General features: G+C 71.6%; 24 protein-coding genes, 2 tRNA genes and 1 pseudogene. 3 read left to right on the top strand and 24 right to left on the bottom strand.

Translation table 11 applies throughout. The features are described from left to right. Nucleotides 1–33: 33 nt before the first annotated feature. A tRNA-Ala gene (locus ACZ404_RS06480) sits at nucleotides 34–106 on the bottom strand. 114 nt (nucleotides 107–220) lie between these two features. On the opposite strand from ACZ404_RS06480, the gene ACZ404_RS06475 reads away from it, so the two are divergent. Then, a complete protein-coding gene (locus ACZ404_RS06475) occupies nucleotides 221–1,444 on the top strand; it encodes a glycosyltransferase 87 family protein (RefSeq protein ID WP_468436494.1) in 1,224 nt (407 codons plus the stop codon). Here the strand turns inward: ACZ404_RS06475 and ACZ404_RS06470 are convergent. The 3 genes from ACZ404_RS06470 to ACZ404_RS06460 all read right to left on the bottom strand — a co-directional run bounded on the left by ACZ404_RS06470 (nucleotide 1,423) and on the right by ACZ404_RS06460 (nucleotide 3,273). Then, nucleotides 1,423–1,656: a hypothetical protein gene (locus tag ACZ404_RS06470; RefSeq protein WP_006136074.1), complete on the bottom strand. Its 234-nt coding sequence runs from the start codon at nucleotides 1,654–1,656 to the stop codon at nucleotides 1,423–1,425. The genes ACZ404_RS06475 and ACZ404_RS06470 overlap by 22 nt on opposite strands. 3 nt (nucleotides 1,657–1,659) lie before the next feature. Continuing rightward, nucleotides 1,660–1,833 carry a hypothetical protein gene (locus ACZ404_RS06465; protein ID WP_116151156.1) on the bottom strand — a complete coding sequence of 58 codons (174 nt, stop codon included), beginning with the start codon at nucleotides 1,831–1,833 and terminating at the stop codon, nucleotides 1,660–1,662. Nucleotides 1,834–1,902: 69 nt separating this feature from the next. Continuing rightward, nucleotides 1,903–3,273 carry an MFS transporter gene (locus tag ACZ404_RS06460; protein WP_468437168.1) on the bottom strand — a complete coding sequence of 457 codons (1,371 nt, stop codon included), beginning with the start codon at nucleotides 3,271–3,273 and terminating at the stop codon, nucleotides 1,903–1,905. A 256-nt stretch (nucleotides 3,274–3,529) separates the two neighbouring features. On the opposite strand from ACZ404_RS06460, the gene ACZ404_RS06455 reads away from it, so the two are divergent. Then, the gene (locus tag ACZ404_RS06455; RefSeq protein WP_468436492.1) at nucleotides 3,530–4,375 is read left to right on the top strand and encodes a helix-turn-helix transcriptional regulator; all 846 of its coding nucleotides are present in this window, start codon (nucleotides 3,530–3,532) and stop codon (nucleotides 4,373–4,375) included. Between the two features lie 53 nt (nucleotides 4,376–4,428). Here ACZ404_RS06455 and ACZ404_RS06450 read toward each other — a convergent pair. The 7 genes from ACZ404_RS06450 to ACZ404_RS06420 form a co-directional block, all read right to left on the bottom strand. Next, nucleotides 4,429–4,501, bottom strand: a tRNA-Ala gene (locus ACZ404_RS06450). A 109-nt stretch (nucleotides 4,502–4,610) separates the two neighbouring features. Next, nucleotides 4,611–5,279 carry a histidine phosphatase family protein gene (locus ACZ404_RS06445; RefSeq protein WP_468436490.1) on the bottom strand — a complete coding sequence of 223 codons (669 nt, stop codon included), beginning with the start codon at nucleotides 5,277–5,279 and terminating at the stop codon, nucleotides 4,611–4,613. Next, a complete protein-coding gene (gene rsfS / locus ACZ404_RS06440) occupies nucleotides 5,276–5,722 on the bottom strand; it encodes a ribosome silencing factor (RefSeq protein ID WP_468436488.1) in 447 nt (148 codons plus the stop codon). Before rsfS ends, ACZ404_RS06445 begins: the two co-directional genes overlap by 4 nt. 100 nt (nucleotides 5,723–5,822) lie before the next feature. Beyond that, nucleotides 5,823–7,514 carry an LCP family protein gene (locus ACZ404_RS06435; RefSeq protein ID WP_468436486.1) on the bottom strand — a complete coding sequence of 564 codons (1,692 nt, stop codon included), beginning with the start codon at nucleotides 7,512–7,514 and terminating at the stop codon, nucleotides 5,823–5,825. Between the two features lie 16 nt (nucleotides 7,515–7,530). Next, on the bottom strand, nucleotides 7,531–8,259 hold the full coding sequence (gene nadD, locus ACZ404_RS06430; RefSeq protein WP_468436484.1) for a nicotinate-nucleotide adenylyltransferase: 729 nt from the start codon (nucleotides 8,257–8,259) through the stop codon (nucleotides 7,531–7,533). Nucleotides 8,260–8,315: 56 nt separating this feature from the next. After that, nucleotides 8,316–8,471 carry a hypothetical protein gene (locus ACZ404_RS06425; RefSeq protein ID WP_194293880.1) on the bottom strand — a complete coding sequence of 52 codons (156 nt, stop codon included), beginning with the start codon at nucleotides 8,469–8,471 and terminating at the stop codon, nucleotides 8,316–8,318. Nucleotides 8,472–8,614: 143 nt separating this feature from the next. Next, nucleotides 8,615–8,779 (bottom strand): hypothetical protein, encoded by a 165-nt coding sequence (locus tag ACZ404_RS06420; RefSeq protein ID WP_468436482.1) that lies wholly within the window; start codon nucleotides 8,777–8,779, stop codon nucleotides 8,615–8,617. Between the two features lie 117 nt (nucleotides 8,780–8,896). Here ACZ404_RS06420 and ACZ404_RS06415 point away from each other — a divergent pair, with 117 nt between their 5' ends. Next, nucleotides 8,897–9,991, top strand: coding sequence for a M48 family metallopeptidase (locus ACZ404_RS06415; protein WP_468436480.1), 1,095 nt, complete (start codon nucleotides 8,897–8,899; stop codon nucleotides 9,989–9,991). A 21-nt stretch (nucleotides 9,992–10,012) separates the two neighbouring features. On the opposite strand, the gene ACZ404_RS06410 is transcribed toward ACZ404_RS06415, so the two are convergent. The 13 genes and pseudogenes from ACZ404_RS06410 to rplU form a co-directional block, all read right to left on the bottom strand. After that, nucleotides 10,013–11,080: an SCO2583 family membrane protein gene (locus ACZ404_RS06410; RefSeq protein ID WP_468436478.1), complete on the bottom strand. Its 1,068-nt coding sequence runs from the start codon at nucleotides 11,078–11,080 to the stop codon at nucleotides 10,013–10,015. Between the two features lie 89 nt (nucleotides 11,081–11,169). Beyond that, nucleotides 11,170–11,742, bottom strand: a complete 573-nt coding sequence (locus ACZ404_RS06405) for an SCO2584 family spore wall biosynthesis protein (RefSeq protein ID WP_468436476.1) — start codon at nucleotides 11,740–11,742, stop codon at nucleotides 11,170–11,172. 135 nt (nucleotides 11,743–11,877) lie between these two features. Continuing rightward, on the bottom strand, nucleotides 11,878–13,164 hold the full coding sequence (locus ACZ404_RS06400; RefSeq protein WP_468436474.1) for a glutamate-5-semialdehyde dehydrogenase: 1,287 nt from the start codon (nucleotides 13,162–13,164) through the stop codon (nucleotides 11,878–11,880). A gap of 141 nt (nucleotides 13,165–13,305) precedes the next feature. Then, nucleotides 13,306–13,731, bottom strand: a complete 426-nt coding sequence (locus ACZ404_RS06395) for a hypothetical protein (RefSeq protein WP_468436473.1) — start codon at nucleotides 13,729–13,731, stop codon at nucleotides 13,306–13,308. Between the two features lie 189 nt (nucleotides 13,732–13,920). Continuing rightward, nucleotides 13,921–15,027 (bottom strand): glutamate 5-kinase, encoded by a 1,107-nt coding sequence (proB, locus tag ACZ404_RS06390; RefSeq protein WP_468437166.1) that lies wholly within the window; start codon nucleotides 15,025–15,027, stop codon nucleotides 13,921–13,923. A 219-nt stretch (nucleotides 15,028–15,246) separates the two neighbouring features. After that, nucleotides 15,247–16,485, bottom strand: coding sequence for a glycosyltransferase family 2 protein (locus tag ACZ404_RS06385; RefSeq protein ID WP_468436471.1), 1,239 nt, complete (start codon nucleotides 16,483–16,485; stop codon nucleotides 15,247–15,249). A 237-nt stretch (nucleotides 16,486–16,722) separates the two neighbouring features. After that, the gene (locus tag ACZ404_RS06380; RefSeq protein WP_468437164.1) at nucleotides 16,723–18,837 is read right to left on the bottom strand and encodes a hypothetical protein; all 2,115 of its coding nucleotides are present in this window, start codon (nucleotides 18,835–18,837) and stop codon (nucleotides 16,723–16,725) included. Between the two features lie 187 nt (nucleotides 18,838–19,024). Next, complete coding sequence (locus tag ACZ404_RS06375; protein WP_468436469.1) at nucleotides 19,025–20,521, bottom strand: D-ribitol-5-phosphate cytidylyltransferase; 1,497 nt, start codon at nucleotides 20,519–20,521, stop codon at nucleotides 19,025–19,027. Between the two features lie 207 nt (nucleotides 20,522–20,728). After that, nucleotides 20,729–21,875: pseudogene (locus ACZ404_RS06370) on the bottom strand (hypothetical protein). Between the two features lie 127 nt (nucleotides 21,876–22,002). Next, nucleotides 22,003–22,398 (bottom strand): FG-GAP repeat protein, encoded by a 396-nt coding sequence (locus ACZ404_RS06365; protein ID WP_468436467.1) that lies wholly within the window; start codon nucleotides 22,396–22,398, stop codon nucleotides 22,003–22,005. 800 nt (nucleotides 22,399–23,198) lie between these two features. Then, nucleotides 23,199–24,647 (bottom strand): GTPase ObgE, encoded by a 1,449-nt coding sequence (gene obgE, locus ACZ404_RS06360; protein ID WP_468436465.1) that lies wholly within the window; start codon nucleotides 24,645–24,647, stop codon nucleotides 23,199–23,201. Between the two features lie 108 nt (nucleotides 24,648–24,755). Continuing rightward, nucleotides 24,756–25,010 (bottom strand): 50S ribosomal protein L27, encoded by a 255-nt coding sequence (rpmA, locus tag ACZ404_RS06355; RefSeq protein ID WP_351064556.1) that lies wholly within the window; start codon nucleotides 25,008–25,010, stop codon nucleotides 24,756–24,758. A 14-nt stretch (nucleotides 25,011–25,024) separates the two neighbouring features. Continuing rightward, a complete protein-coding gene (gene rplU / locus ACZ404_RS06350) occupies nucleotides 25,025–25,345 on the bottom strand; it encodes a 50S ribosomal protein L21 (protein WP_004001309.1) in 321 nt (106 codons plus the stop codon). Nucleotides 25,346–25,648: the final 303 nt, after the last annotated feature.

Genomic DNA, 25,648 nt, shown 5'->3' with positions numbered 1-25,648 from the left:
CCATCCGTTCGAACGGTCCGCCTTCGACTTCTGTGGAGCTAAGGAGAATTGAACTCCTGACCTCCTGCATGCCATGCAGGCGCTCTACCAACTGAGCTATAGCCCCTTGCTGAGTTCCGCCCGGTTTCCCCGGCGGCGACGCCAACATTACACGGTCACCGGGGTGCATCACCAAATCGGTTTCCCGTCTGCCACGATTCAGACGCTAATGTCCCCATTTGTGACCCTGATCGCGTTCTCCGGAGCCAGGCGCCGGGTGTCGCTGGCCGTCGCCGCGTGCCTGGTGTCGTTCACGGCGTGCTGGCTGGCACAGTGGGCCGCACACGTGTCGATGGTCGACCTGATGACGTACCGGGCCGAGGGTGCTGCCGTCCGCGCGGGAGACGACCTCTACGCGCTGCGGGCCACGGCCGCCCACCTGACCTCCACCTATCCGCCGTTCGCGGCCCTGCTGTTCACCGCGCTGACCGTGCCGGACCCGCTCACCCTGCGCGCACTGGCGACGGCCGGCAATCTCGCACTCCTGGTGGTGTTCGTCCGGCTCTCCCTGAACCTCGTCGGCCACGCGCGCGTGGAGACCGTCTGGTGGGTCGCGGCGGTGGCCGTGTGGTGCGAGCCGGTCTGGACGACCCTGCGCTACGGCCAGGTCAACCTGCTGCTGGCCGTCGTGGTGCTGTGGGACCTGTCCCGCCGGCCCGCGGGCCGGGGCCGCCGTTGGGCCGGGGCGGGCCTGGGGCTCGCCGCCGCCGTCAAGCTGACGCCCGCGCTCTTCCCGCTGTTCCTGCTCGCCACGGGCGTCGTCGCCCGCCTCAGGGGCGGTGACGGGGGGCCGTGGCTGCGCCACGCGCGCGGGGCGGCCGCCGTGTTCGCCGGGGCGACGCTGCTCGCCGCGGCGGCGCTGCCGTACGACTCCTGGCGGTACTGGACGGTCATGGTGTTCCGCAGCGACCGCGTCGGGCGCACCGAGGACGGCGCCAATCAGGCCCTGCGCGGCGTTCTGGCGCGCCTGCTGCACACCCCGGACCCGGGAGCCGTCTGGGTCGCCTGCGCGGCCCTGGTGGGCGCTCTGGGGCTCGCGGTGGCGGTGTCGGCCGAGCTGCGCGGCACCCGGTCCTGGGCGGTGTGCGCGTGCGCGGTCACGGCGCTGCTGGTCAGCCCGGTGTCCTGGACGCACCACTGGGTGTGGTGCGTGCCCATGGTGCTGCTGCTGTGGACGCACGCGCGCCGGAGGGCCGCCGTGGGCACCGCACTGGTCTTCTGCTCGTACGCCCCCTGGTGGGTGCCGCACGGCAGCGCGCGGCCGGAACTGCGTCAGAGCGCCGTGCAGTTGGCGGTCTCGGCCCTCTACGCGGGAGCCGGCGCGCTGTTCCTCGCCCTGGCCCGGACATCGTTGCCAGAAGCCCGGTCGCGGTCGGCGGCGCGTCAAGCGGTGACGAAGGAGTAGAACCTCTTGAGTGTGCAGTGCTCCTCAAGCAGCCGGCCGTAGATCGGCTCGCCCTCCAGCTCCCGATAGGTCTCGATCGGGTCGCCTTTTATGATCAGCGCCCGCGCGCACTCCTCGCACCAGTACTGGTAGTCGGGGTTGATCGGTTCCATGTCACGGACGATCGGCGTGCCGCTGCCGCACCAGTCGCACTTTCGCCTGTGTGCACCCATCGATCAGCTCCAGCTGTGGCCGCAGGCCGTGCACACGTAGGAGATTCCGCCGTTGTCGCCGAGAACTTGCGCCACGTGCGCGGAACCGCAGGAAGGGCAGCTGAGCCGGGTGGTCGTGTCCCGTATCAACGCCGCACCGAGGAGGTGGCCGCCCTCCTCAAGGATGCTCGCAGGCATCGCTACTCCCTCCCGTCGGGCCGCGCCCCCTTCCGGCCGTTTGATTCTGCCACGGCCGGGCCAATACGGTCAGCGACGCCTCAGTACCAGTCCGGACACAGCCCCCACCGCGGCCGTGCCGGCCAGCGCCCAAGCGCATACCGAGAACGCCTCCGCAGAGGTATACGCCCGCAGGGCCTCGAGTGACTCAAGCCGGTTCAGGAACAGTGTGCCGAACGCCGCGACCCCGAGGAGCTGACCGAGCTGGACGACCGTGGCCAGCAGCCCGCTGGCGTCGGCCGCGTCCTCGGGGCGCACGGTGGCCAGCGCCCGGGTGAGCGTCGGGCTGAAGGCGAGCGCGAGGCCGCCGCCGACGCCGACGTAGCCCGCGTAGAGCAGCGCACCCCCGTCGCCGCCGCCGTGGAAGGCCAGGCCGACCACGGCCACGCCGGCCGCCGTGAGCGCGAACCCGGCCGGGGTGAGCGCCCGCTGCCAGGCCGCGGGCCAGCGCCGCCAGGTCAGGCTGACCGCGCCGAAGACAACCGCGGTCGGCGCGAAGCTCAGCCCGGCCCGCAGGGCGCTGTAGCCGAGACCGCCCTGGACGTGCAGGGTGAGCGCGAAGAGGAAACCGGCGTTGACCGACATGACGGCCAGGATGCGGAACACGGCGAGGCCGATCCCGGGGTGCCGCAGGACCCGCGGTGCGATCAGCGGGGCGCCGCCGCGCCGGGCCAGCCGGGACTCGTAGCCGCAGAACGCCGCGAACAGCGCCACCGCGCCGGCCAGCGACACCCAGGACCACAGCGGCCAGTCCTCCTCCTGGCCGAGGACCAGCGGGACGGTGAGCAACGACACGGCCGCGCCGAGCAGCACGAGGCCCGGCAGGTCCAGGGCGCGTGCCCGCTCCCCTCCCGCTTCGCGCCCGGGCCGGGGCGGCAGGACCCGCCTGCCGAGGACCAGCAGGAGCACACCCACCGGCACGTTGACCAGGAACACCGGCCGCCAGCCGGTGCCGAACAGGTCGGCGCTGACCAGCACGCCGCCCACGATCTGCCCGGCGGCCGCACCGACGGCGAGGACCGCCGAGTAGGCGCCGAGCGCCCGCGCCCGCGCCTCGCCGGTGAAGGTGCGCTGGATGAGGCTGAGCACCTGCGGGATCATCAGCGCCGCTCCCGCGCCCTGCACCAGCCGGAACACGATCAGCTCGGTGGCCCCCTGCGCCAGGCCGCAGGCGAGTGAGGCCGCGGTGAACAGGACGAGGCCCGCGACGTGGACCCGCCCGTGGCCGAGCCGGTCGCCGAGCCGGGCACCGGTGATCAGCAGGACGGAGTAGGTGATGGCGTAGCCGGCGATCACCAGTTGCAGCTCGGCGCCCGACGCGCCGAGTTCGGAACCGATCGTCGGGGCGGCGACGTTCACGATGAAGACGTCGAGAGCCGCCATGAACAGGGCGGTGAGCAGCACCGCGAGCAGCAGTCGGGGCCGGTTGTCAGTGGCGGGTGCTTCACTGTCGGTGACGGGTGCTTCGCTGGGCGCAGAGCTCGGAACGGGTGCGGGACTCGGCCCGGTTCGGGATGTGGTCGTCATGGCCTCGAGCCTGACGACGGGCCGGTACGGGTGCCGAGTGCCCGCCGATGCTGGTACTGCCAGCACCTGGCAGCACCCGGGCCGGGTGCCGACGATGGGAACGGACGACGGGGGAATCGGGGGACCGGGGATGGCAACGACGACACAGCGCCGCAGGCCGGAGCTGGCCGCCTTCCTGCGCAGCAGGCGGGCCAGGGTGACCCCGGCCGACGTGGGCATGCCGCCGGGGCTGCGCCGGCGCACGCCCGGACTGCGCCGGGAAGAGGTCGCGCAGCTCTCGGGGGTGGGGGTGACCTGGTACACGTGGCTGGAGCAGGGCCGGCCGATCAACGCCTCGCCGCAGGTGCTGGACGCGGTCGCGCGGACGCTCCGGCTGGATCCGCCGGAACGGGAGCATCTGTACCGGCTGGCGGAGGTGCCCTTCGAGCCGGCACCGGAAGGCCTGACCCGGCGCGTGAGTCCGGGGGTGCAGGGCATCATCGACGCCCTCGCCCCGCTGGCCGCGGTGGTCTACAACGCGCGATACGACATCCTGGCCACCAACCCCGGCTACCGGGACCTGTTCGCGGTGCCATGTGCCCCCTCCGGGATGCCCAACGCGCTGTGGACGCTGTTCACCGTGCCGGAGAAGTCCTGTCCGGTGGTGCACCGGGATCGGGAGCTGCCGGTGATGGTGGCGACGCTGCGCTCCGCGTACGGCAGACACGTGGGCGAGCCCGCCTGGGAGGACTTCATACGCGCGCTGTCGGCGGCGAGCCCCTGCTTCGCGAGGCTGTGGGCGAGCGGTGAGGTGACGCCTCCGGGGCCCAGGGTGAAGACCTTCCGTCACCGGGCGGTGGGCGAGATACGGATGACCTCGCAGTCGCTGTCCATCGACGGGATGCCGGAGTGCCGGATCGTCGTCTACACGCCGGTGGACGACGAGGGCCGCCACAAGCTCGTGGTCCTGCGGGAAGCAGAAAATCCCGCCCCCTGAGGGGACGGGATCCTCATCACCGATCTTTGACAACTCAACAGAGTGCCGATCCGTGGAGCTAAGGAGAATTGAACTCCTGACCTCCTGCATGCCATGCAGGCGCTCTACCAACTGAGCTATAGCCCCTCGCTCGTTCTTCCCGCTCGGCGGGGCGAACAAGAAGAACTTTAGCCTGCGACCTGCCGGAAAGTGAAATCCGGGGCCCCGGGGCCGGGGCGGCGTGCCCGGGGGCGGCTCAGTCGTCGTCGCCGAGGACGGGCTCCGGGAGGGTGCCCGCGTTGTGCTCGAGCAGGCGCCAGCCGCGGGCGCCCTCGCCGAGCACGGACCAGCAGCAGTTGGAGAGGCCGCCGAAGCTCTCCCAGTGCCGGGCCTCCAGGCCCAGGAGCCGGCCGATGGTGGTGCGGATGGTGCCGCCGTGGCTGACCACCACGAGGGTGCCGTCCTCGGGCAGCTTCTCGGCGTGGCGCAGCACGACCGGGGCGGCGCGGTCGGCCACCTCGGTCTCCAGTTCGCCGCCGCCGCGGCGGACCGCCTCGCCGCGCTTCCAGGCGGCGTACTCGTCGCCGTGGCGGGCGATGATCTCCTCGTGCGTCAGCCCCTGCCAGACACCCGCGTAGGTCTCGCGCAGCCCCTCCTCGCGGGTGATGTCGAGACCGGTGAGGGCCGCGAGCTCGGCGGCGGTGTCCGAGGCGCGCCGCAGGTCCGAGGCGATGATCGCGTCGGGCCGCAGGGAGGCGAGCAGCCGGGCGGCGCGGCGGGCCTGGCCGATGCCGGTATCGGTCAGCTCGACGTCCGTGCTGCCCTGGAAGCGGCGCTCCACGTTCCAGGCCGTCTGGCCGTGCCGCCACAGGATGATGCGGCGGCCCCGGCCCGTGCGGTCGCTCACCTCGCCGGTGGAGCTCATCGCCACTCCCCGTCCGGCTCGTCGGCGGCCTCGGCGGCCTGCAGCCTGGCGTGCTCCTCCGCCTTGCCGCGGGTGGCCTTGGCGTCGGCGGGCAGCTCCAGCTCGGGGCAGTCCTTCCACAGCCGCTCCAGGGCGTAGAAGACCCGCTCCTCGCTGTGCTGGACGTGGACGACGATGTCGACGTAGTCGAGCAGGATCCAGCGGGACTCGCGGTCGCCCTCGCGGCGTACCGGCTTGGCGCCGAGTTCCTTCAGCAGGCGCTCCTCGATCTCGTCGACGATCGCCCTGACCTGGCGGTCGTTCGGCGCGGAGGCCAGCAGGAATGCGTCCGTGATCGAGAGCACGTCGCTGACGTCGTAGGCGATGACGTCATGGGCGAGCTTGTCGGCCGCCGCCTGGGCGGCGGTGTTGATGAGCTCGAGGGAACGGTCGGTGGCGGTCACTACATGGCTTTCCGTCGGCGGTCACTTGACCTCAAGGGTCTCACGGACCGCCGGGCGCACCCCACGTGATAAGTGGCATCACGTGGGGTGGCCGGGCCGCTCACTGGGAGGAGGGCTTGTAGGTGCTGCCGAGGACGACCAGGACGTCCGCGCCCGAGGACACCTTGCCCTTGGCCACGGAGCCGGCGGGCAACCCCAGGGTCTTGGCGACCTCGGAGGCGTTCTCCTTGTCGGCGGCATCGGCGTAGACCACCTTGGAGGCGGCCTGGGCGCCGGTGGCGGTGCCGCCGTCGAGGAAGGTGAAGCCACCGTTGAGGAGGACCACGCGGGCCTTCTCGGTGTCGTCCTTCCGGCCGGTGGCGTTCTGCACGGAGACCCGGACCGCGGAGCCCGCGTCGGGGCTCTTGGCGGTGCCGCCGAGGATGTCCTTGACGACGCTGTCGCTGGTGCCGGCGCTCAGCGTGCCGTCGGGCTGCACGGGCAGCAGGGCCGTCTTGTAGTCGCCGCCCTTGGCCAGGTCGGCGAGCTTGGCGAGGAAGGCGCCGAGGTCCTTGTCGGTCAGCGGCGGGTCGAGGATCTGCGCGAGGGTCTGCACGGTGACCGTGGCGTCGCCCGCGTCGGAGGAGATCTTGCGCAGCACGCCCTGCATGACCTGGCCGAACCGCTCGAGCTGGGCGTTCGGGGACTCCCCGGCGGCGCGGTAGGTGGCGTAGGCCACGGCCATCTTGCCGCTGAGAGTCTGGCCCTTGCCCCGGTGGACCAGCGGGGAGGTGCTCTTCTTCCTGCTGTCCGGGTCGGGGACGTCGGCATTGGTGTCGACGTCGATGTTGCCGACGAGGTCGACGAGGTTCTGCAGGTAGGGCGTGTCCAGCCGCCAGGTGCCCTGGATGTCGGTGCCGAGGACGGTGTCGAGCTGGTCGCGGGTGCCCGAGGCGCCGTCGTCGTCCACGGACTTGGCGAGGGTCGTGGTGGAGCCGTCGTCGTCGGTGAGCGCGAGGGAATTGGGCAGCAGGACGGTGGTGCCCTGCCGGGTGGTGGTGTTGTCCACCAGCAGCGCCGTGGAGGTGCCGCCCTTGCCGGTGTTGTGCAGGTGGACGACGATCACATCGCGTTTCTGGGCGCCGACCGGTGTCGCCGTGCCCTGCTTCGAGCCGGAGGAGGACAGACCGGGCAGTTTCCCTGCGTACCAGAGGTAGCCGACCCCGCCGACGGCGACGAGCGCCAGGACGACGGCGAGGGCGATGATCCGGCTGCGGGCGCGGCGGCGGGCCTCCTCGCGGCGCTCGGTGCGGTTCTCGGTGAACTTCAGCCAGTCGATGACGTCCTCGGAGTCACCGTCCGGCTCCTCCACGAAGGCGAACTGCTCGGTGTGGTATTCCCGTTCCCGCGCGGGCGCCCGTTCCTCGGGCTCCTGCGGGGCCGGCGGTTCCTCGACGGGGCCCGCCTGCTGGGGGATGTACGCGGTCTGTTCGGCGACGCGGGGCTGCTGTCCGCCGGCCGCGGCCTGCCCGTAGGGGTCGTAGGGGGCGGCCGCCTGGGTGCCGGTGCCGTACGGGTCGTAGGGGTCGTACGGGGAGCGGGAGCCGTAGGAGTCGTAGGCCGGGGCGGCGGACTGCTGCTGCCCGGTGTCGTAGGCACCGTAGCCGTAGCCCTGCTGGGCGTACGGGTCGTAGGCCTGCTGGTGCGGAGTCTGCTGCGCCGCTACCTGCTGGTAGACAGGCCGGCCGTACTCGTCGTAGCCGACGATCTCGTACTGGCCGTCCCCGTACCCAGCGTCGTATCGGTCGTTCACCGGTGCCCCTCTCGGCTCACTCGCCGCGGTACAGCTCGCGCTTGTCGATGTAGCGCACGACTCCGTCCGGCACCATGTACCAGATGGGATCGCCCTTGGCGACTCTCGCGCGGCAGTCCGTGGAGGAGATGGCGAGCGCGGGCACCTCGACCAACGAGACGCCGCCTTCCGGCAGTCCGGGGTCGGTCAGGTGGTGGCCGGGGCGGGTGACGCCGATGAAGTGGGCCAGGGAGAACAGCTCCTCGCTGTCGCGCCAGGTCAGCAACTGGGCGAGGGCGTCCGCGCCGGTGATGAAGAACAGGTCGGTGTCCGGGTTGAGAGCCCGCAGGTCGCGCAGGGTGTCCACGGTGTAGGTGGGGCCGCCGCGGTCGATGTCGATGCGGCTGACGGAGAACTGCGGGTTCTCGGCGGTGGCGATGACCGTCATCAGGTAGCGGTCCTCGGCCGGGGAGACCGAGCGGTGGGACTTCTGCCACGGCTGGCCGGTGGGGACGAACACGACCTCGTCCAGCTGGAACTGCGCGGCGACCTCGCTGGCCGCCACGAGGTGCCCGTGGTGGATCGGGTCGAACGTTCCGCCCATGACGCCGAGGCGGCGCTTGCCGATGCGCACGGGCCCGTGGCCCGGACGGTACGCCGAGGCCCTCGCGGTGCGGGCCTCCGGGCCGGCGTGCTGAGCGGCGGCGTCGGCCGCGGGCCCGGCCGTCTCGTGCGCCGGACCGGTAGGCATGTCCTGCTCTCCCATGCGTGCAGACCCTACCGGCCCGGCCTGAGGGCCCCGGCCGGGGACGGGGTGCGGGATCAGCGGTCGCGGTTGAAGCGGGTGGTGATCCACAGCAGGAGCAGCAGGATGGCGAGGGCGCTGCCGCCGGTGACGGCCGGGTTGAGGCTGTTGTGGTGGCCGCCCTCGGCTTCGGCGAGGGTGACCAACTGGGCTGCGGCGCTGTGAAGGCTCATCTTCGGCAGGACCTATCGCGTGTGGGCGGGATAAAGATGTCGGCTCATCGTATGCGGGCGGCCCGACGGCGATCACGCCGACTCCGCTGTCGGCGCGGGCGGGGGCGGGGGCCGGTGGCGGGGCCGGGAACTTCCGCGGCCCGTCAGTCGTCCTTCCGCTTGTAGCCGCGCAGCAGGAACCAGGCGGTCAGTGCGCAGCCAAGGACCATCACGATCAGGACGATCCGGAGCAGATTCCCCGCCCCGTGCTGCTGGACGGCGCTCGCGGCGGCCTCGGTCAGCCAGGTGGCTGCGGGGTGGTGCTCCATGACGGGACTCCTTCGGCTGTACTGCCCCACGGTATCTCCGCCTAGGCTGGGCTCCGCCTCGGGGGGCACAGGGCAGGCACACGCACAGGCCACTCACACGCACATGGGGGAGACACAATGTCCGACGACGGCCGCGAGCAGACGGGGCACGAGCGCGTGCCGAGCAGGCAGCGCAGGCGCTTCCCCGGGATCTCCTCGCGTGCGTACGAGCATCCGGCCGACCGGTCGGCTCTGGTGGCGCTGCGCAAGCTGAGCGGTTTCGACACCGTGTTCAAGGCGCTCAGCGGGCTGCTGCCGGAGCGAAGCCTGAGGCTGCTGTTCCTGTCCGACTCGGTGCGGGTCTCCGAGCGGCAGTTCGCGCACCTGCACGACATGCTGCTGGACGCCTGTTACATCCTGGACCTGGAGAAGGTCCCGCCGATGTACGTGAACCAGGACCCGCAGCCGAACGCGATGTGCATCGGGCTGGACGAGCCGATCATCGTGGTCACCACCGGGCTGGTGGAGCTGCTCGACGAGGAGGAGATGCGGGCGGTCGTCGGGCACGAGGTGGGCCACGCGCTCTCCGGCCACTCGGTGTACCGCACGATTCTGCTCTTCCTGACGACGCTGGCGCTGAGGATCGCCTGGATCCCGCTGGGCAACCTCGCGGTCATGGCGCTCGTGACGGCGCTGCGGGAGTGGTTCCGCAAGTCGGAGCTGTCGGCGGACCGGGCCGGGCTGCTGGTGGGCCAGGACGTGCGGGCCTCGATGCGGGGCCTGATGAAGATCGCGGGCGGCAACCATCTGCACGAGATGAACGTGGACGCGTTCCTGGAGCAGGCCGAGGAGTACGAGTCCGGGGGCGACCTGCGGGACTCCGTGCTGAAGATCCTGAACGTGCTGCCCCGCTCGCACCCCTTCGCCACCATACGGGCGGCCGAGCTGAAGAAGTGGTCCGAGTCCCGGGACTTCCAGCGGATCATGGACGGGCACTACCCGCGGCGCAGCGCGGACCAGGACACCTCGGTCAGTGACTCCTTCCGCGAGTCCGCGGCGAGCTACGCGAGCGATGTGAAGACGTCCAAGGACCCGCTGATGAAGCTGGTGACGGACCTCGCGGGCGGTGCCGGTGACCTGGGCGGCCGGGTCCGCCGGGGCTTCGACGGCTTCCGCAGCCCGCCCCCGTCGAAGGAGGCGCCCCGGGACGGGCAGGGCGACGGGCAGGAGTAGCGGCGCGGGCGGGCCGGCGCCTCACACCTTCGGCTGGGCGTCGGCGGCCAGCGTGCCGCACAGGGCCGGTGCGCTGTCCGTGGCGTAGGGGTTCGTGTCGGCCGGGTGGCCGTCGCGGGCCTTCTGGCCGGCCAGCAGCGGGCGCAGATAGGCGGAGGCGTCCTGTGCGCAGGGCAGCGGGCCGGCCTGGGTGGAGGAGGTCACCAGCTGGATCTGGCCCACCCGCAGGTCGTCACGGTTGAAGCGGAAGGTCATCTCGCGGCGGACGGTGAGCAGGGACACGGGGGCGTCGGCGGCGCCGGCCCGGCGCAGGGCATAGACGAAGATCGTGTCGGCGCCGACCTCCAGGGTGGCCGGGTCGGTCTCGGCGGCCTGCAGGGTGCCCTGGACGCGGATCCGGTCGTCGGCGAGCTGCACCAGGGAGGGGTCGAGCCGGACCAGCCAGCCGGTGGGGGCGTGGCTGCCGTCCGCCACCGGGTGGTCGAAGCTCTGGTCGAACTGGTCGAGCTGGTCGGCGTCGATCAGGGCCCGGGCGGGGCGGACCTGGCGGCCGGTGAGCACCTCGGGGTAGAGGGAGGAGCGGACGAGGTAGTTCCGGGCGATGGTCAGGGCGGCCTGGACCTGGCTCTCGGAGAAGTGGGCGGTGCTGCGGTAGGCCGGCATCGGGATGCCCTCGGCGCCCACCTCGAAGTCGGCGGCGGGGCTGTGCCGGTACAGGTACTCGGCGTCGGCCGCCCCGGGCACCTTGCCCTGCGGGGTCAGCGGGACGACGCTCATCCTCAGGGGCGCGACGGGGCGCCGGGCCTGGGGGGCGCTGTAGGGGTGGCGGACGCCCATGTAGATCGCGGTGCCGAAGGCGAGGGCGATCAGCACGAGGAGGATCAGCGCCTGCCGGGTCAGTCCGCGGTGCAGGGGTGGGCGGCGGCGTACGGCGGGGGCGTGGTCGGCCATACGTTCCTGCGCGGAGTACTCCTGGAGCCGGGCAGCACGGACGAACGACTCGTCGAACACGACGGATCGGTACTCGTCCTCTGCACCTCCGGGGCCGCCCTCGGGTGTCCCCTCCGGTGGGTCTCCAGGCCCGCCCATACTTTCAGGGTAGGTCCCGGGAGGCTCGGGTAAACGCCCCGCTGCACCACAAGTTCTGACAGGTTCTCACCAGGAGCGGGCGCGGGCGTTCAGGGGGATCTCGGGATGGCCGAGACGGCCGGCGGCATGGAGTCGGCGGAGGCCGAGGGCGGCGATGCCGCGCCCTGTTCCAGTCCGGTGGAGGCGGGTGACGGCACCCGGTCACGGGTGCTGGAGGAGGCGCCCCGGTAGACCGCGGCGAAGGCCAGCGCGACCATGCCGACGCCCATCACGACGGCGAGCACCCAGGCGACGGGCCGGTGCCAGCGGACCTGCTTCCCGTAGGGCCCGAAGGGGCCGTGGCGGTCGCCGAGGACGTAGGTGTCGTCCAGTTCGTCGTCGTCCGGATCATGACCGAAAGAGGTCCTCCCGGGGCCGTACCCGTCGTCGTAGCGCTCGCCTCGGGCTCGGGCGCGGCGGGCTTCTGCCTCGGAGGCCTCGGCTCTGGCCTGCGCGGCGGCCAGGAGGCGTTCGACGGCGGTCGGCTCGTGTACCACGGCCGCCCGTACGAAGGCCTCGTCGAAGACCACGGAGGCGAACTCTTCGTCCGACACCCCGTGGTCGTGGTCGTCGTCGGGCTCCCAGCCGTCAGGGAACGGCGTGCCCCCCACGTCCTCCGGCACGGGTCCAGAGTAGACCTGGGGGGTCAATTTGGGCAGACGGTATGGAAATTCATCCGCCTGATGAGACGCCTTTCCGCCGCCGCGCGCCCGGGCCCCGCCGCCGCGCGCCGGGTCGGGCCCGGTGGGGCCGTCCGGTCAGCGCCGTACGTGCCCGTCGCCGGTGACGATGTACTTCGTGCTGGTCAGCTCCGGCAGGCCCATCGGGCCGCGGGCGTGCAGCTTCTGGGTGGAGATGCCGATCTCCGCGCCGAAGCCGAACTGGCCGCCGTCGGTGAAGCGCGTGGAGGCGTTCACGGCGACGGTGGTGGAGTCGACCAGCTGGGTGAAGCGGCGGGCGGCCTGCTGCGAGGTGGTGACGATCGCCTCGGTGTGGCCGGAGGTCCACAGCCGGATGTGGGCGACGGCCTTGTCGAGGGAGTCGACGACGGCGGCGGCGATGTCGTACGAGAGGTACTCGGTGTCCCAGTCGTCCGGCGTGGCCTCGACGACGGTGGCCTTGGAGTCCTCGGCGTACGCCATGACCTGCGGGTCGGCGTGGACGGTCACGCCGGCCTCGGCGAGCGCGTCCAGGGCGCGGGGCAGGAACTCGGGGGCGATGTCCTGGTGGACCAGCAGGGTCTCGGCGGCGTTGCAGACGCTGGGCCGCTGGGCCTTGGAGTTGACCAGGATGTCGATCGCCATGTCGATGTCGGCGGCGGCGTCGACGTAGACGTGGCAGTTGCCGGTGCCGGTCTCGATGACGGGGACGGTGGACTCGTTGACCACGGTCCGGATCAGGGAGGCGCCGCCGCGCGGGATCAGCACGTCGACGAGCCCGCGGGCGCGCATCAGCTCGCGCACGCTCTCCCGGCTCTCCCCCGGCACCAGCTGGACGGCGTCGGCGGGCAGGCCCGAGCCGCCGACGGCGTCGCGGATGACGCGGACGAGGGCGGTGTTGGACTCGTAGGCGGAGGCGGAGCCGCGCAGCAGGACGGCGTTGCCGGACTTCAGGCAGAGGGCGGCGGCGTCGACGGTGACGTTGGGGCGGGCCTCGTAGATGATGCCGACGACGCCGAGCGGGACGCGGACCTGACGCAGGTCGATGCCGTTGGGCAGGGTGGAGCCGCGGACGACCTCGCCGACCGGGTCGGGCAGCTTCGCGACGTCGCGGACGTCGGAGGCGATGGCGCGGACCCGCTCGGGGGTGAGGGTGAGCCGGTCGACGATGGACTCGCTGGTGCCGTTCTCCCGGGCCTTGGCCACGTCCTTGGCGTTGGCCTCGACGATCTCGCCGGTCCGGACCTCCAGGGCGTCGGCGATGGCGAGCAGCGCGTCGTCCTTCTCGGCGCGCGGCAGCGGCGCGAGGTCGGCGGCGGCGGCCTTGGCCCGGTAGGCGGCCTGGGTGACCGGGGACATCGAGTCGTACGGCGAGAGCGTGGTCATGAGGGAAGGGTAGTGCGCGGCGCGCGCCCGTTCAGCCGTCGTCCCACAGCGCGAGACAGGGCAAAACGGATGAACGGCCGGGGGCCCGGAACGGCGCCGATCCGCGGCCCTCGCGATCACGCACCGGCGTCCCGGGCGCGGTCAGAACGGATGCACGCCCACCGGCGTCGCCGGTGCGGGGCCGTAGCCCTCGGCGATGCGGTGGTGGTAGGTCGCGCGGTCGATGACCTCCAGGCCGACGATCTCCCAGGCGGGCAGCCCGGCGGACTGGCGGTGCTCGCCCCACAGGCGCAGCGCGACGGCGGCCGCGTCGTGCAGGTCGCGGGCCTCCTCCCAGTACCGGATCTCCGCGTGGTCGCTCGCGTATCTGCTGGTCAGCAGGAAGGGGTGGTCGTGGGCCAGCTGCTCGAGGGCGCGCCGCAGGTCCGGCAGCGGGACGTCCTCCCCGGAGACGCTGAGGGTGACGTGCCACAGCCGGGGCAGGTCCCTCGGCTCCTCGTAGGTGTCCCCGGCCGCGACGCTCGTCAGAGCACCGCGGGACGCCGCCCCAGGGCGCACTCGTCTCACGACGGCCTCCTTCACGCGACGACCCTTGACGGAACGTGTCCCCGCACCGTGCTCCGGGACACCTCGCCCGGGACGGACATGTCCCGAGACAAAGTTGAGCAGGCCGCAGCGCTCCGCGTGGTGGTTTTACGGAACGTCCACCGGCCAAGGCCCTCCCGGCGCCCCGCCCCGGAGACCGCCCGGCGCCGGTCAGGAGTGCAGCAGTACCAGGTCGTCCCGGTGGACGACCTCGCGTTCGTAGGCCGGGCCCAGCTCGCGTGCCAGCTCCCGGGTCGAACGTCCGATCAGCTGGGGGATCTCCTTGGCGTCGAAGTTGACGAGCCCGCGGGCCACCGCGCGCCCGGCCCCGTCGCGCAGTTCGACCGGGTCGCCCGCGCTGAACTCGCCCTCGACGGCGGCGATTCCGGCGGGCAGCAGCGACTTGCGCCGCTCGACGACCGCGCGGACGGCGCCGTCGTCCAGGGTGAGGGAGCCCTGCGGGGTGGAGGCGTGCTGGAGCCACAGCAGGCGGTCGGCGGAGCGCTTGCCGCTGGGGTGGAAGTAGGTGCCGGTGTCGCCGCCGCCGAGCGCCTCCGCCGCGTGGACGGCGCTGGTGAGCACCACGGGGATGCCGGCGGCGGCCGCGATCCGGGCGGCCTCGACCTTGGTGACCATGCCGCCGGTGCCGACGCCGGCCTTCCCGGCGCTGCCGATCTCGACGCCGGCGAGATCCTCGGGCCCCCTCACCTCCGCTATCCGGGAGGTGCCCGGCTTGCCGGGGTCGCCGTCGTAGACGCCGTCGATGTCGGACAGCAGCACCAGCAGGTCGGCGTGGACCAGGTGGGCGACGAGGGCGGCGAGGCGGTCGTTGTCGCCGAAGCGGATCTCGTCGGTGGCGACGGTGTCGTTCTCGTTGACGATCGGGAAGGCACCCATCGCGAGGAGCTTGTCGAGGGTGCGGGAGGCGTTGCGGTGGTGGGCGCGGCGGCTCATGTCGTCGCTGGTGAGCAGGACCTGCCCGACCCGGACGCCGTAGCGGGCGAAGGAGGCGGTGTAGCGGGCGACGAGGAGGCCCTGGCCGACGCTGGCGGCGGCCTGCTGGCGGGCGAGGTCCCGGGGGCGACGGCGCAGGCCCAGCGGTGCCAGGCCGGCGGCGATGGCACCGGAGGAGACGAGAACGATTTCGCGCTCGCCCCCGGAGCGGTGCTTGGCCAGGACGTCGACGAGCGCGTCGACGCGGTCGGCGTCCAGACCGCCCGTGGCGGTGGTCAGCGACGAGGAGCCGACCTTGACGACGATCCTGCGGGCCTCGCCCACGGCCTGCCTTGCGCTTGCCACCTTGCCTGTCGTCCCCTCGCGCGCTTCCTGCTGCCTGTGCGGCAATCTACGCGAAGGGGGTGGTGCGGTGCGCGCGGGTTTCAGTCCCCGGACAGCCGGAGTAGTCGTTCGTTCACTGTTTGCATGCGGCAAACAGGGTGTACTGCGCGGCGCCCCGGTCGGGGTGCGGGGCGAGTTCACCGCGCAGCAGCTGCGGGATCAGGCCGCCGCCGCTCCGATGCCTCCGCTCGGCAGCATCCGCCGGAGCTTGCGGGCCGCCCGGCGCAGGAAGGAGTGGGCGGCGGCCTCGCGGTAGCCCTCGAAGGCGCGGGCCTCGCGGGGTTCGGCGCGGTAGACCTCGTCGGGGACGCCGGCCTCCGGGGAGCGGAAGTGCGGGTAGACGAGGTAGACGCGGGTGCCGCGTCCCTCCAGCACGGCGGCGGCCTGCTTCTTCGCCTTGACGAACTCGACCACGTCCAGCAGGAGATCGGCCCGCTGGGCGGCCACCAGGTGCAGCCGCAGCCGCTCGTGGACCTTGAGCCGGCGGGCCACGCCCGGGGTCCAGTAGGCCTCCATCAGCGGCTTGGCGAGCTCGAACTTGTGCCGTCGCACCTCGTCGCTGTCCTTGAGGAACTTGGGCCCGAACTGCGGCAGCAGGGTGATGAGGAAGGGCCGGACCATCAGGCTGTCGCGCTGCGGGCCGGCCGGCACCATGTCGGCGACGAGCTGCATCAGGGCGCGCGCGGAGTCGAAGCGGAGCGTGTAACTGCCCGCCTTCGTGACATGCTTGCCGTCCTCGCGGCCGACCAGGTAGTAGCAGGTGTAGTCGGCGAGCACGGAGACGCCGCCGGCTCTGAGGTACGCCTCCATCGTGAACAGGGCGTCCTCGCCGGTCCACAGGGACTCGTCGAAACGCATGCCGTGCTGCTCCAGCAGGGCGCGGCGGAACAGCTTCTGGGCGCTGAGCGTGAACTTGATGTTGGAGGAGAAGACGTCGGTCCGCTCCAGCGTCCTGCCCCACATGGACTTCGGCGGAACGCGGTTGATGCCCTCGACGCGGCCGAGGACGACGTCCGTGCCGTTCCGGTCGGCCATGGCGACCATGCGCTCCAGGGCCTCGGGCCCGAGCCGGTCGTCGGCGTCCAGGAAGAACACGTAGCGTCCCGCCGCCTTGCCGAGGCCGACGTTGCGCGGGCCGCTGGGGCCGCCGGAGTTCTCCTGCCGGATCACGGTGACCGGCATGGGCGCGCGGGCCGCGAACTCCTCCAGGCACTCCCCCGTGCCGTCCGTGGAGCCGTCGTCGACGGCGATGACCTCCATGCGCCCCGGGTCGATGGTCTGGGCCTCGACGGAGGCAAGGCACTCGACCAGGTACGGCATCGCCTCGTACGCCCCGATGATCACGCTCACATCAGGCTGCGTCACGACGGTCACATCTCCCCCTTGCCAATTGAACATTTACCCCGTATCACCTCAATCGCACCCTGTTAGACGGGCTCCCACAGGAAGCGGTTGCCTCACTCCGGGCGAGCAGTGGCATACGTCACACAGCGTCAGGGCGACTGGGCCATGGCGCCACCGGAGAGTACGCAGAGCCGGTAAGACCTGCTCACGCCCGGCGAGGACACCGGTCCGGGGAGGGAAAAGGACCGGCCCCGGGATCGCTCCCGGGGCCGGTCTCCACAGGGCAGGCGGTCAGCCCGCGTTGACGCCGTCCGTCTCTCCGGCGGACACGGCCCGCTGGCCGGGCACCGCGTTGGTCAGCTCGGCCGTCTCGGCGGGGTCCGCGTTCGCGGCGGCCGACCGGGACTGCTGGCCCACGTTGCGCGCCTCGGCCTTGAGCGCCAGGTCGGCGACCGCGGCGTTGAACCGGACGAGGGAGGCCGGCTCGTCCGGGCCGAGCAGATAGTGCTTCAGCTCGGCGCGGGCCTCGGCCAGCGGGTCGGCGGCGGGGTCGCGCACGGCGTCCAGCAGGCCACCCAGCTCCTTGGCGCTGTTGGACAGGATGACCGCGGCGCGCACGGCCGTGTTCTGCCGCTTGAACTCCTCCATGCCGACCTCGGCGGAGTCGGTGACCGCGTACGGCTTGCCGCTCGCGATGAAGTCGGAGACGACGGAGGAGATGTCGGAGACCATCGCGTCGGAGACGTTGAAGCAGTCGTACAGGCGCGGCTCGGCGCCCGTGATGACGCGGTGCTCGTACGACGGGAAGGAGCGCCAGTAGGCGTCGTTCCACTCGGCGCGCAGCCGGGCGATCTCCTCGTGCCGCTGCACGTCGGTCACGCCGTCGCGGGTGGCCTCGGCCTCGTCGCCCTTGTCGCCGCCGGCGCCCGCCAGCTCGGCGAGGCGGGCCTCGATGCGGGCCAGCTCGGCCGCGGCCTGCTCCTGGGCGGCGGTGTCGGCGGTGAAACGGGCGTCGGCGGCGCGCTCGGCGGCGGCCTCCTCCACCAGGGCGGTGATCCGCCGGTGCGCGGCGCCGGCCTCGGCGCTCACGGTGCCCGTGAAGGGGTGCGGCTTGTAGAGCACCCGGACCGGCGGGTCGGCCTTGACCAGCTTCTTCACGATGTTCTCGCCGGCCAGCACGATCGAGGTGTTGCCGGGGTTGCCGTCCCAGCCCTCCCAGGTGGGGGCGTACAGCACGGTGGGGATGCGTCCGTCGGCGGCTCCGCCGCGGGGATCCTCGGACGCGCCCTGCCCGTACTGGATGGAGGCGAGCTGCGGGCGGCCGACCTCGACGATGTCCTCGTCGCGGACGCCGACGTCGGCGATGGCGTAGCGGTCGCGGCCGGCGCGGCCGGCCGTCCACACCTCGTCGTACACCTTGCTGTACGGGTTGACGCTGGCGAGCTTGTCGCTGTCCCCGTGGCCGATGAAGACGTGCTTCATGGTGGGCACGCGCAGCAGGTGGATGTTCTTGCCGACGTTGGCCGCGTACAGGGCCACACGCACGGTCGACAGGTCCAGGTTCATCAGGTGCACCCCTCCGGGCACGCAGATGACGGGGACCGTGGTGGGCGCGAGCTGGTTCAGGATGGCGCGCTCGCGCAGGATGATCAGCGGCCGGGTGTCGAGCTGCTCCATCGTCTCCAGCCACATGTTGACCTGGTACGCGGAGTCCTTGGAGCCGGAGAAGTACAGGACCGTCTCGGGCTTGTAGGCGGCCAGCCAGTCGTCGACGGCGGCGAGGACGGCCTCGGCCTTCGGCGGGATCTTCCGGCCGCGCACGTACGGCACGAGGCACAGGACGTAGCCGGTGCCCAGGCCCACGGTGAGACCGATGCCGAAGAAGCCGAACCCGGCCGATCCCAGCTCGGCGGAGACCAGCAGGCCGGCGACCGCGAACAGGTCGAGGTGGAGGATCTTCTCCGCGGAGCGGTGCAGCAGGCGGCGCGGCGGGGCGTCCGGGATGCGGATGCGGGACTTCAGGTCGATGTTGCGGGTGGCGACCGGCATCCGGCGCCGGTTGCGGATCAGGGTGACCAGCGCGCCGTGCGGGGCCTGGAGGCCGTAGAAGGCGATGAAGCAGGCGATCGCGCCGTAGAAGATCAGGTTGTCCGCGAGGGACAGGCGGGCCAGCAGGAGGACCAGCAGGAGCTGCCGGATCAGGAACCGGATGGACAGGCCGGCCCGGACCTTGCTGAGGCGGTTGATCAGGTAGCTGCCCTTGCGGTGGAGATAGTGGTCCGCCAGGTATGTCACGGCGGCCGCGGCCGCGAAGGCGTACACGCTCGGGACGAGCGCGGCCAGCATGAGCGCCGGGAAGCCGAGCATCACGAGGGTCGCGGCGGCCAGCTCGGCCGCGCTGCCCACCCGGGCCACGCGAATAGCGGTGGATATCACGGAGGAACCTGCTCTGGGAGGGGGAGTGCCGGTTTTGTTCAGTAACGCCGGGAGTGCCCGGCGGTTCATGTGGGGTACGGACACAGGCCTCTGCGCATACCCGCTGAACGGATACCCACAGAGGCCTGAATTCCCAAAAGCTCGATTACCCCGATTATCACACGCCGTCCTGACGGTCCAGCACCGAAGCCAGCGCCTGCTCGAAGCCGGAGGCCTGGGCGGCGCCGGCCGTCGGGTCCTGCTGACGGACGTCGATGACGTGACCGGTCAGCTCGGACAGCAGCACGTCCAGCGAGGTGCGCGCCACGGCCTCGGAGGAGAGCAGCGAGCCCGTCGGCTCCTGACCGAAGGCCTTGGTGCGCATGGGGGTTGCGGTGCGCTCGGGGTTGATGCAGTTGACGCGGATGCCCTCGGCGGCCCACTCGTCGGACAGCGCCTGGGTGAGGTTCACCATGGCGGCCTTGGTGGAGGAGTAGAGGGAGTACTCGGCCCGGCCTCGGGTGTAGCTGCTGGAGGTGTAGAGCAGCAACTGGCCCTTGGTCTCGGCCAGGTACTTGTAGGAGGAGCGCGCGATCTGCACCGGGGCCAGGTAGTTGACCTTCAGCGCCTCCTCGATGGTGGCGTTGTCGGTCTCGGCGAGCCGGCCGATGCGCAGCACGCCCGCGGTGTTGACGACGTAGTCGATCCGGCCGGTCTCCCCGTACGCCTTGGACAGCGCGTCGTCGACCTCCTCCGGGTTCTCCACGTGGGTGCCGGTGGTGGAGCGGCCGAGCGCGTAGACGTTCGCGCCGTAGGACTCGGCGAGTTCGGCGATGTCCTTGCCGATGCCGTAGGAGCCGCCGAAGACGACGACGGTCCTGCCGGTGAGCAGCTCGCGGTAGGCGTCGTCGCCGTTCTGCTCGGGGGCGGCGGTGGAGGCGAGCTGGAAGAGCTTGTCGGCGATGAAGACGTCGACGGGCTGAGTGACCTTCATGTTGTACTCGTCACCCGCGACGACGTGGATCGGCACGTCCGGCAGGTACTTGAGCACGACCGAGCAGTCGTCCGTGGCCTGGAAGTGGGGGTCGCCGGCGGCCACCTCGTAGGCGCGGCGGATCGTGGACAGCTTGAAGGCCTGCGGGGTCTGGCCGCGGCGCAACCGCGAGCGGTCCGGGATCTCGGTGATGAACTCGCCGTCCTCGCCGTGGGTGCGCGTGACGATGATGGTGTCCGCGGACGGGATGGCCACGTCCACGGCCTGGTAGCGCTCCAGCGCGGTCACGCAGTCGTCGATGACGCGCTGCGAGAGCAGGGGGCGTACGGCGTCGTGGAAGAGGACGTTGAGGTCCTCGCCCTCGGCCAGACCCTCGCCGAGGGCGTCGATGGCGCGCTCGGTGGTCTCGTTCCGCGTGGAGCCGCCCTCGATGATCTTCTTGACCTTGGTGAACCCGGCCTTGGCGACGATCTTCTCGATGTCGGGCACATAGCCCGGCGCCATCAGCACGATGATGTCGTCGATCGAGTCGGCCTTCTCGAAGGTGGTCAGGGTGTGCTCGATGACTGCCTTGCCGGCGATCTTCAGCAGCTGCTTGGGGATCGACAGGCCCACGCGCTGACCGGTACCACCGGCCAGGATCACTGCGGTGGTACGGGGCTTGGCTATGTGCTGTGACACAGGTGACCTACCTCAAGGCGACAGGGAACCGTGGAATGGTCCCACTCGGGCTAACCGCGATGCAAGGTGAGTGACGGCTCATGCATAAGTGCGCGCAACCTGTCATTTACCTAGGACTCCTGATACCCCGGAACGGTTGCCTGAACTGCCGATGAAATTGTTGTGAGTAAGTCCACAGGTGCTCCACAGAGATCGCACGGGGGCCGTTCAGCGCCGTCCGAGCCGTCTCAGGCAGCGGTGGCCGAGTACTCGGACGAGCTCCTTCGACGACGTCTGGTGCACGGTGCGCGCGGGGCCGCCGGCGAGGGACGCGGCGGCCGCGGCGAGCGCGCCGTAGAGTGCACGAGCCGCCACATCCGGGGCGATACGGGGCTCGGAGAGGGCCGTTCGGGGCGGCTCGGGCACCGACAGCAGGTCCGGGTCGCCGATGACGCGTACGCCGAGCGCGCCGATCGCAGCCGCCGCCTCCGCCCCGATCGCGGCTGCCGCCCCGGCCGCCCAGCCGGGCGTGGATATCTTCACGTCATGGGGCGCGGGATCACACCTGTTCTTCATATGTGCCACGGCGCCGTTGTGCACGAGACGTGAATACAGCTCGTCGGGCAGGCCTTTCCCGCGGAATTCCACATTGAGGCTCCGCAGCATTTCTGCCTCGGCCAAGGTAAGAGAACGATTAACGGAGTACGTGACCGGCTGGAGCAGATTTGCGGGCAGGCCGAGCAGCGCCTCGAAGGTGCGCATCAGCCCGCCCCGGTCGCGGTCGTCGACGACGACCACGGTGACCCGGCCGGGTCCGACGGCCGAGGCCCAGCGCTCCACCAGCCGCTCGTGCCGGTGGCGCCGCCAGAAGCTGGGGGTGGGCTTCTCGTACGGCGGCCTGCGGAGCATGTGCTCCAGCCACTCCTCGTAGCCCATGCGCAGCCCGTTCTGCACGTACTGCTGCCACTGCGAGGGCATGATGCGCGTCAGCGGCCGCAGGGTGACCACGATGTGCACGCGGTCGCCGCCGAGTTGGCGCACGATGCGGGTGATCGTGCCGTCGTCGGGGGCGTCGGCGAAGAACTCGCTGCTGACCACCGGGTCCGGCTGCCGGTGGCCCGGACCCGCTCCAGCAGCCGGGTCCAGTGCCGCTCGGTGGGCGCGGTGTCGCCCATCATCGCGGGCCGGGCGCAGGCGGCGAGGGCGGCCTCCATGGGGTGCCGGGTGTGCGCCGGGAACTCCACGCCGTGTCGGGGCAGCGTGTCCTTCGCGGCGAACAGGGCGCCCTGGAGGGCGGTGGTGCCGGTCTTGTGGGGCCGATGTGCAGCAGGCGCGTGCCTGCGGGCAGGGTGTGGCTCTTACCGTCCGTCTCCATGGTTAGGGGACGGTAAAAGTTCTCCCTGAGGCAGTCCTGAGAGGAGGCTGGGACCAGGATGAGTCCCGGCTCCCACCGCCCTCGGCGCCTCCTGACTGATCGTCAAGGTGGATACTCAGCAGGGAGGTTACGGGGCGAAACCCGAGCCGAGCCGGCCGTTCGCCGGGGGGGTGTGCCGAGCGCCGATGGGCCGAAGGCGGTCGTGCCGTCGGGGCCACGACGCCCGTCCCGCCGGAGCGGAAGGACCACACGAACCCGGCGCCGCCGTCCGCTCCCGGCGCGCCGACGACCAGGTCGGCCCGCCCGTCGACGTCGGCGAGGTGCACGGCCGCACCGAAGAGGACCTCGCGCTGCGCCGCCCCCGGCACACCGGGCGTCTCCGGCGTGACCGGCCGGACACCGGGGACCCGGTCGGGCCCTTCGCCCCGCCGCGCAGCACGACGTCGGCGTACCCGTCCCCGTCGACGTCGGCGACCCGGACGTCGGTGCCGAAGGCGTCGCCGCTCCTCGCCGCGCCGGGCACGCTCGGGCTGTCCTGGTTGAGGAAGGTCGGCCACCGTCGAAGTCGTCGTGCGGCTTCGCCGTGGCGTGTCCGGTGTCCGTGGAGAGCAGCAGGGGCAGCACCACCGCGCCGGCCGCCAGGAGCACCACCGCGAGAGCGGTCAGCCACCCTCCCCCGTCGTCCGCGTCACTCCGCCAGGGAGGCTGCGGGAGGCTCCGAACTGCGCGCCGGGAGGAGGCCGCTGGCTCAGGCAGCCCGGAGAGACGGAGAGGTGCGATGCGCGGAACTGGCACCGGAGCTTCAAGGTCCGCTACGCGCCGCTGGGGGCCCTGGGCTCCGGCAGCCGGGGAGACGGAGGAGTGCGACGCCGGGAGCTTCAAGGTCCACTACGCGTCGAGAGGGGGCCGTCGGCTCCAGCAGCCCGGGAGGTGCGACGCCGGGAGCTTCAAGGCCCGCTACACGTCGGCGGGGGGGCCGTTGACTCCGGCAGCCGGGGAGACGGAGAGGTGCGACGCTCAAAGCGCCAGGGCCCGCTACACGTCGGCGGGGGCCGTGGGCTCCGGCAGCCGGGGAGACGGAGAGGCGCGACGCCCAAAGCGCCAGGGCCCGCTACACGTCGGCGGGGGCCGTGGGCTCCGGCAGCCGGGGAGACGGAGAGGTGCGACGCCCGGAGCGCCAGGGCCCGCTACGCGTCGAGCGAGCCATGGCTCCAGCAGCCGGAGAAGCGCGACGCGGGGAGCCACAAGGTCCGCTGCGCGTCGCAGGGTGCGGCCCGCCGCGCTTTCGCCCGGCGTTCGGCGAAGCGCGGCGGGGCGGACGGTCTACTCGAACGGGTCGAAGTCGTCGTACGCGCGTGTGGCGTCGTCCCGCTCCGCCTGGCGGTCGCGCCGGCGCTGCGCGGCGGGCCGGGCCGCGTCGAAGCGGTGGTCCTCGCCGCGGCGGCCCAGCATCTCCGCACCGGCCATGACCGACGGCTCCCAGTCGAAGACGACCGCGTTCTCCTCGGGGCCGATGGCGACGCCGTCGCCGCCCCGGGCGCCCGCCTTCATCAGCTCCTCCTCGACACCGAGCCGGTTGAGCCGGTCGGCGAGGTAGCCCACGGCCTCGTCGTTGTTGAAGTCGGTCTGGCGGACCCAGCGCTCCGGCTTCTCGCCGCGCACCCGGAACAGCGGCTCGCCGCCGACCTCCTCGCGGGTGACCGTGAAGCCGGTGTCGTCCACGGCCTTGGGCCGGATGACGATACGGGTCGCCTCCTCCTTCGGCTTGGCGGCGCGCGCCTTCGCGACCAGCTCACCGAGGGCGAACGACAGCTCCCGCAGGCCGATGTGGGCCACCGCCGACACCTCGAAGACGCGGTAGCCGCGCGCCTCCAGGTCGGGACGGACCATCTCGGCGAGATCCTTGCCGTCGGGCACGTCGACCTTGTTCAGGACGACGATCCGGGGACGGTTGTCGAGGCCGCCGTACTCGCGCAGCTCCGCCTCGATGACGTCGAGGTCGGAGAGCGGGTCGCGGTCGGACTCCAGGGTCGCGGTGTCCAGGACGTGCACCAGCACGCTGCACCGCTCCACGTGCCGCAGGAACTCCAGGCCCAGGCCCTTGCCCTGGCTGGCACCCGGGATGAGGCCCGGCACGTCGGCGATCGTGTAGACGGTCGAACCGGCCGTCACCACGCCGAGGTTGGGCACCAGAGTGGTGAACGGGTAGTCGGCGATCTTCGGCTTGGCCGCGCTGAGCACGGAGATCAGCGAGGACTTGCCGGCGCTCGGGTAGCCCACCAGCGCCACGTCCGCGACCGTCTTCAGTTCCAGGACGATGTCCCGCAGGTCGCCGGGCACGCCGAGCAGCGCGAAGCCGGGCGCCTTGCGGCGGGCCGAGGCCAGCGCCGCGTTGCCGAGGCCGCCCCGGCCGCCCTGCGCGGCGACGTACGACGTGCCGTGACCGACCAGGTCCGCGAGCACGTTGCCCGCCTTGTCCAGGACGACCGTGCCGTCCGGCACCGGCAGGACCAGGTCCTGGCCGTCCTTGCCGGAGCGGTTGCCGCCCTCGCCGGGCTTGCCGTTGGTGGCCTTGCGGTGCGGGGAGTGGTGGTAGTCGAGCAGCGTCGTGACCGACTGGTCGACGGTCAGGATCACATCGCCGCCACGGCCGCCGTTGCCGCCGTCCGGGCCGCCCAGCGGCTTGAACTTCTCCCGGTGCACGGAGGCACAGCCGTGGCCCCCGTTACCCGCGGCGACATGCAGCTCGACGCGGTCCACGAAGGTGGTCATGGTTCGGTGCCTCCAGAAAACGTGCGGACATGCCTACGGTGCAACACGCGAAAGGCGGACCCGCCTTCCCGACCGGGAAGTGAGGTCCGCCTCGCGAAAAACTTCCGGTCAGGCGACCGGAACGATGTTCACGACCTTGCGGCCACGGCTGGTGCCGAACTCCACGGCACCGGCCTGCAGCGCGAACAGCGTGTCGTCGCCACCACGGCCGACGCCGGAGCCCGGGTGGAAGTGGGTGCCGCGCTGACGGACCAGGATCTCACCCGCGTTGACGACCTGACCGCCGAAGCGCTTCACGCCGAGCCGCTGGGCGTTGGAGTCGCGACCGTTCCGGGTGGACGATGCGCCCTTCTTGTGTGCCATCTGTTCTCAGTCCCTTACTTCGCAGCCGTGGGGATCTCAGTGACCTTGATCGCCGTGTACTGCTGGCGGTGGCCCTGACGACGGCGGTAGCCGGTCTTGTTCTTGTAGCGCAGAATGTCGATCTTCTGGCCCTTGTGGTGGTCCACGACCTCGGCCTGGACCTTGATGCCGGCCAGCACCCACGGGTCGCTGGTCACGGAGTCGCCGTCGACGACGAGCAGGGTCGAGAGCTCGACCGTGTCGCCCACCTTGGCGGTGGAAATCTTGTCAACCTCAACGATGTCGCCGACAGCAACCTTGTGCTGGCGACCACCGCTGCGCACGATGGCGTACACGCGGATCTCTCTTTCGCTCGAAGAACGGCACCCCCGCAGGCCAGCCGCCCGAATGCACCACGGACGACCTCTCCCGGCCCGCAGCGCGTCCGGGAGGAAGAGGTTTACGGGGATGTGGCGTGTTCAGTGGACACGCCGACGGTCAAGGTTACGGGCCCGCGGCCGAAGGGGTCAAACCGGGCCCGCCGGGTGTGGGGGGGGGGGCGCAGAAAGGACCCCCACCACCAGACGCACCCCCCTTCCCCCGCTGAGGAAGATGTGGGAGGTTTCTCTCGCCCCGCCCCCCCCTCGAATTCCTTTTCC

The organism is Streptomyces sp. NPDC030798 (assembly GCF_055572275.1).
Note: the sequence above shows the minus strand (reverse complement) of the source record. Positions and strands in the feature narration are given on the sequence as shown.

Coding starts and splice junctions, on each gene's coding strand:
- ACZ404_RS06470 (WP_006136074.1), bottom strand. CDS start 1,656: ATGGGTGCACACAGGCGAAAGTGCGACTGGTGCGGCAGCGGCACGCCG.
- ACZ404_RS06465 (WP_116151156.1), bottom strand. CDS start 1,833: ATGCCTGCGAGCATCCTTGAGGAGGGCGGCCACCTCCTCGGTGCGGCG.
- ACZ404_RS06455 (WP_468436492.1), top strand. CDS start 3,530: ATGGCAACGACGACACAGCGCCGCAGGCCGGAGCTGGCCGCCTTCCTG.
- ACZ404_RS06445 (WP_468436490.1), bottom strand. CDS start 5,279: ATGAGCTCCACCGGCGAGGTGAGCGACCGCACGGGCCGGGGCCGCCGC.
- nadD (WP_468436484.1), bottom strand. CDS start 8,259: ATGGGAGAGCAGGACATGCCTACCGGTCCGGCGCACGAGACGGCCGGG.
- ACZ404_RS06425 (WP_194293880.1), bottom strand. CDS start 8,471: ATGAGCCTTCACAGCGCCGCAGCCCAGTTGGTCACCCTCGCCGAAGCC.
- ACZ404_RS06420 (WP_468436482.1), bottom strand. CDS start 8,779: ATGGAGCACCACCCCGCAGCCACCTGGCTGACCGAGGCCGCCGCGAGC.
- ACZ404_RS06415 (WP_468436480.1), top strand. CDS start 8,897: ATGTCCGACGACGGCCGCGAGCAGACGGGGCACGAGCGCGTGCCGAGC.
- ACZ404_RS06410 (WP_468436478.1), bottom strand. CDS start 11,080: ATGGGCGGGCCTGGAGACCCACCGGAGGGGACACCCGAGGGCGGCCCC.
- ACZ404_RS06400 (WP_468436474.1), bottom strand. CDS start 13,164: ATGACCACGCTCTCGCCGTACGACTCGATGTCCCCGGTCACCCAGGCC.
- ACZ404_RS06385 (WP_468436471.1), bottom strand. CDS start 16,485: ATGTTCAATTGGCAAGGGGGAGATGTGACCGTCGTGACGCAGCCTGAT.
- obgE (WP_468436465.1), bottom strand. CDS start 24,647: ATGACCACCTTCGTGGACCGCGTCGAGCTGCATGTCGCCGCGGGTAAC.
- rpmA (WP_351064556.1), bottom strand. CDS start 25,010: ATGGCACACAAGAAGGGCGCATCGTCCACCCGGAACGGTCGCGACTCC.